Annotated in this window: 4 protein-coding genes and 2 rRNA genes; 3 read left to right on the forward strand and 3 right to left on the reverse strand. The window is 60.8% G+C overall.

Features of this window, described 5'->3' with window-relative positions; all coding sequences use genetic code 11:
- The first annotated feature begins 272 nt into the window (after nt 1-272).
- The 3 genes from ABEL04_RS13665 to ABEL04_RS13675 all read left to right on the forward strand — a co-directional run bounded on the left by ABEL04_RS13665 (nt 273) and on the right by ABEL04_RS13675 (nt 2,777).
- Nucleotides 273-791: a polyhydroxyalkanoate synthesis regulator DNA-binding domain-containing protein gene (locus tag ABEL04_RS13665; RefSeq protein WP_375802951.1), complete on the forward strand. Its 519-nt coding sequence runs from the start codon at nt 273-275 to the stop codon at nt 789-791.
- Nucleotides 792-839: 48 nt separating this feature from the next.
- Complete coding sequence (locus ABEL04_RS13670; RefSeq protein WP_375802952.1) at nt 840-1,283, forward strand: phasin family protein; 444 nt, start codon at nt 840-842, stop codon at nt 1,281-1,283.
- A 213-nt stretch (nt 1,284-1,496) separates the two neighbouring features.
- Nucleotides 1,497-2,777: a patatin-like phospholipase family protein gene (locus tag ABEL04_RS13675; RefSeq protein ID WP_375802953.1), complete on the forward strand. Its 1,281-nt coding sequence runs from the start codon at nt 1,497-1,499 to the stop codon at nt 2,775-2,777.
- Nucleotides 2,778-2,862: 85 nt separating this feature from the next.
- Here the strand turns inward: ABEL04_RS13675 and ABEL04_RS13680 are convergent, their stop codons facing one another.
- The 3 genes from ABEL04_RS13680 to ABEL04_RS13690 form a co-directional block, all read right to left on the reverse strand.
- Nucleotides 2,863-4,710, reverse strand: coding sequence for an ABC1 kinase family protein (locus tag ABEL04_RS13680; RefSeq protein ID WP_375802954.1), 1,848 nt, complete (start codon nt 4,708-4,710; stop codon nt 2,863-2,865).
- Between the two features lie 211 nt (nt 4,711-4,921).
- Nucleotides 4,922-5,033, reverse strand: a 5S ribosomal RNA gene (gene rrf / locus ABEL04_RS13685).
- A 111-nt stretch (nt 5,034-5,144) separates the two neighbouring features.
- Nucleotides 5,145-5,248: ribosomal RNA gene (locus ABEL04_RS13690) — 23S ribosomal RNA — on the reverse strand; the annotation flags it as partial.

Raw genomic sequence — 5,248 nt, forward strand, 5'->3', positions numbered from 1 at the left:
TACGATTGCAGAAGCGTAGAGCCTATTCCCAAGCAGACCGATTGAAATTGCATTATCGACAGCCAGTGGACGCAGCCTCGGAAGGATTACCTGCACAGTGGGCACGCATGCGGGTGATGTGCCTCGTCCTCGCCGACGGAGGTACGCCGGGTGTTGGGCTTCTGACAGTCCGTACGGCCGGATGTCTCGGGATCACCTCGTAACGCAGTGCGTCAAATAAACCGAACGATATGACGCAGTGCGTTACGCCAGTACTTCTGGTCCCTCCCCCCATGTCTCGCCGAATCAAGCGTTACGACAACCGGAAGCTGTACGACACCGAAATGAGCGAGTATGTGTCACTGGCCGATATCGCCGATCTCGTTCGCAACGGCGAGACTGTTGAGGTTGTGGACAACGCGACGGGAGAGGACATCACGGCCCAGACCCTCACCCAGATCATCTTGGAGGAGGGGAAGAGCGGCCATCAGGTGATTCCTTCCGAGCTGCTCCACGACCTGCTTCGCCGCAGTGGGGCGGCTCTCGATAGCGGCCTGGGGCAAATTCGCACGACGGTCGACGACCTGATGCAACGCTCCCTGGGCCAGCTCCAGCGCTTTGTCCAGAGTCCCCGGCGGCAGGAACTGGACGAACTGCGCCGGCAGTTGCGCCGCCTGGAGCACCGCCTGACCGTCCTGCTCGACGACCTCGACGAGCAGCGGCGCGGGTCTTCTGCCGCCCAGGAGCAGAGTCGCGACGGGGCCACCGATGCCCCGTCTTCCCCCAGCGATTCTTCCCCTCGAACCAACTGAGCCCTTTCATTCTCTCAACGACCCTCTCACAATCAGCCCACATTCGCTATGACGAGCGACAAAGACACTCCCGAATTCGAGTCTCTACAGGACGAGCTTACGGAACGCGGCCGCGAGGTGTGGCTGGCCGGCCTCGGTGCCCTGGCCACCGTCGAGGAGGAAGGTACTAAACTCTTTCAGCGCTTGATCGACCGAGGTCAGGAGTTCGAAGAAGAGCGCCGGAGCGAGCTCGAAGAGGCCACCGAGAAGGCCCGCGAGCAGCGGGATGAGGCCCTCGCCCAGATTGAGGAGGTAAGTGAGGAGACCCGGTCGAGCCTCGAAGAGACTGTAGACGCTGCGCTCGAGCAGTTCGGGGTGCCCACCCGTGACGAAGTCGATCGGCTGGCGGAAAAGGTCGACACCCTGTCGCAGCAGGTTGACGACCTAACCGCCGCGCTGTCGAAGCAGGATGGCTCCTCTGAAGGTGAGGACTCTTCCTCCGATGAGGAGTAGCACAGGTCTTTTCTGGCCCCTTCGGACGAGTCTTCTCGAAGGATGGGAGCTCCTGATGAACGGGGGCTCCCTTTTTTTTTGCGAAGCAATGTTTCCATCGTCGTACCGGCGCCGGGACGGGCCTATCTGCCTGGCTTTATGCAGGCTGGAACCGCTTCCGCATCCAGTCAATACTGCGAACGGACTGGATTCACAATCGACAGTACACGCGCGATGACACCGGTCAATTCCACGGGTTCCAGTACAATTGGTCTTGCCTGCGCAGGAGGGGTCGTCGAGGGCGCCATCTACGAAGTTGGGGCACTTCGTGCTCTCGACGAGGCTCTTGAGGGCGTTAGTCTGTACGACGTCGACGTGTACGTGGGGGTCAGCTCGGGAGCCCTTATGAGCGGATTGCTGGCAAACGGTGTGTCGACCCGGGAACTCAGTCAGGCAGTCGTCGCAGAATCGCACGACACAACCCTGAACCTAGACCCCGAGGCTCTTTTTCGACCAGCGCTGCGCGAGTACGCCGGGCGTCTGCGCCGCCTGCCAGGGACCCTCTTTTCTTCGCTCCGCCACTACCTCTTTAACCCGGGAGACCTTTCGTTCCTTGGGCTTCTCGCCTCATTCGGCTCAGTCGTGCCAACCGGCCTCTTCGACAATTCTCCCCTGGAGCGTTTCCTCGCTGAGGCTCTCTCTGCGAACGGGCGGACCAATGATTTCCGTCAGCTGGACTCCCGTCTGTACACTGTGACGATGGACCTCGACTCTGCCGACATCACAGTTTTTGGGAAGCCAGGACACGAGGATGTGCCCATTTCCCGAGCCGTACAGGCCTCGACGGCCCTTCCCGGACTATACACTCCCGTCGAGATTGACGGGCGGCACTACATCGACGGCGTGGCCCGCCGCACGGTGCACGCGAGCGTTGCGCTCGACGCGGGGGCCGACCTGCTCTTCTGCATCAACCCCATCGTTCCCATGAACGTGCAGCTTGAGGAGCATGCTCATCGGCTGCTTGGGGCGCGTAGGAACGGAGCCGAAGCAGGTCTCGCGGATCGCGGCCTGCCGTCGGTGCTCTCGCAGACGTTTCGGGCCATCGTTGACTCGCGCAAGCAGACCGGATTCAAGAAATACAAACATACCCATCCGGACGCCGACCTCATCCTTATCGAGCCGGAGTGCGACGACGCGAGCCTGTTCTTCTCCAACATCTTCAGTTTCAGGAACCGCCACAACGTCTGCGAGCACGCGTACCAGGCCACCCGCCAGCATCTGCGGGACCGCGCCCCCGACCTCAGACCGGTTCTGGAACGTCACGGGTTGTCACTGCGCCTGGATCTCCTCGAGGATGACACCCGCACCCTATACGACACCGCGTTGCCTGACTGTTCTGGGCAAGGCAGGTCGGACGACGCCTCGATGGCGACCGTGCTGCATGAAACTCAGGAGTCGCTGGACCGCCTCGATGTCCTCCTCGACCGCCTCTGCGTCCGAGAGGCCAGCACGTAGTGGCGGAGCCGAGAACTGGGAAGCCGTTGTTTCTGCACCGGTGAGTGGCCTGGATGGGTCTGACGTGCGCGGTCTCTGAGTACGGTTAGGCCCACAGGGCTAGCCCCGCACCGATGATTAAGAGTGGGATGTAGAGCCAGAGCGGCCCGCCCTGCACCGCCGCAATGACGCCGCCAACAATACAGGCCCCCGCGACAATGCCACTGCGAATCCCTGTGGACGGATTGCCCGGTTCCTGAGCCGTAAGAGACTCCTCAAGGTGAGACATACCCGAGGTCAGAAGCTGGGGAAGTTTCAGCGCCGCGTCCACCAGCTCCGGCGCACTTCCGAGCATTTCCGACCCTACCTTCCAGGGGCTGAACCGGTCTCGGAAGATCTGCTGCACGTGACGTCGCGAGACCGCCACAACGTCGAGGTCTGGATCGAGCTTGCGGCCCACTCCCTCAAACGTCACGAGTGCCTTCACCATCAGCGTCATCTCAACCGGAAAGAAGACGCGATACCGACCGCCTAGACTCAGCGACCGAAGGATCACCTGCGCGAGACTAATGGACCCTTGCTTGCTCTGCATCAGGAAGTGCCGAGCCATGTCCGATACGGCCCGGCGAAAGCCCTGCGGATCTCCCCCCTCCCCCACGCGCGCCATGTCGAGGAGGTACTGGGCCGCGCTTTCGACATCTCCCCGCACCAGGGCATAGTAGTAGTAGAGCATGCGCCGTTTCAGGTCGGCTCGGAAGCGCCCTACCATCCCAAGATCGATAAATCCGATTTGTAGGTCTTCTGGCCGCTCTCCGGGCATGATCCGCAAATTCCCGGCGTGCAGGTCGGCATGGAAGAAGCCGTCCTTGTAGAGCATCCGAATGATAGCCGAGGCTCCCAGATCGATCACGCGCTGCCGCTCTTCTTCGCTCAGCTCAAGCGCGGCCTCGGCGCCGGGCCGGATGCCCCCCAGATACTCCATTGTGAGCACGTCATCGGTGCTCAGCTCCCGGTAGACCTCCGGAAACACGATGCCCGGAACGTCCTGGAAGTTGGCCGCGAAGATTTCCGCATGGTCCGCCTCGTAGTCAAAGTTGAGTTCGCGCTTCGTGTAGGCACTGAACTCCTCGATGATCTGCTTCGGCTGGTAGCGCGGCAGTAGCCACTGCAGAAACGCCCCGAAGAACTCAAGGAGTTTCAGGTCGGAGGTTACGACGTCGCGGATTCCCGGTTTGATGACCTTCACCACTACGTCGTCGCCTCTGTGGGTGGTGGCACGGTGCACCTGCGCGATCGAGGCAGCGCCCAGCGGCTCCGGATCGATTTCCCGAAAGAGAGTGTCGGCGGAAGCGTCCAGCTCCCGTTCGATGACGGTTTCCACCTGTTCGAACGGAATGGGAGGAAGGTGATCCATCAGACTATCCAGCTCCTGCGTAATGGGCTTGGGCAGGAGGTCTCCCCGGATGGCCATGATTTGCCCTAATTTCGTAAAGGTGGGGCCCAAAATTTCGAGCCGGCGCCGGAGCTGCTCGGGGAATGGACGGTCCCGCAGGTCACTCCGGACAAATGGCGTCAGGATCGTTGCCAGCACGCGTTTGCCAAGCGAACGCATGCCCGTCCGTTGCACACGGGGCAGGGATCGGACGTATGCGATGTACCCCCCCATCAGGAGGCCAGCCACATGCCGCCAAACTGTGAAGAACCGCCGGACGGCCCCTCGGTAGGGCGCCAGCGGGTCGAAGTCGGCCAGGGGGGAGTCCTCCTCCGACGATGAGACCGAGTTTTCGGGAATGGCTCCGTCTCCAGAAAATGAAGGTCGCTCCGTTTTCGATTCTTCCCCCCCGACCTCCGACGCGCTCTGATTCAACTGCCGATTGGACGATGCCGGGCCGCTTTCCCTGCCTGCCCCCGCCCCTGAGGTCGGGATAGAGGATGTGGAGCGATCGTTTTCCATATTGAGATGCACGCATGAAAAAGAATCCCCGGCTGAAAGTGCCGCCGGTGCTTCTCGTTTTTAGTCATGTACCCGCAACTGACCTGAATAGTTGACTGCCTTCGGGAATGGCATGAAGGGACAACGACTCCTCCGCTGAAAACGGCAGCCCGCAAGAACAAAAAATAAAAAAGGGACGCCGCTGCAACCGCAACGGCGTCCCTCAGAGGAACCCTGGCAACGTCCTACTCTACCGGCGAAAAGCCAGTACCATGGGCGCTGCGGGACTTAACTTCTCTGTTCGAGATGGGAAGAGGTGTTGCCCCCGCGCTATAATCACCAGGAGACTCGATGCTGGCACAGAGCCAGCGGAATGTCTGACATGACGGAGGACACAGCACTGCAAAGTAACATGCAAGCAGCACGTAGCCGCATGATGGCACATGCAAAATAGGGGTGTTAAGCCTTATGGGTAATTAGTACGGCTCGGCTGAACGTGTCACCACGCTTACACCTGCCGCCTATCTACGTCCTCGTCTCGAACGACCCATGAGGAAGA

It is taken from the genome of Salinibacter sp. (assembly GCF_042218895.1).
Classification (GTDB): domain Bacteria; phylum Bacteroidota; class Rhodothermia; order Rhodothermales; family Salinibacteraceae; genus Salinibacter.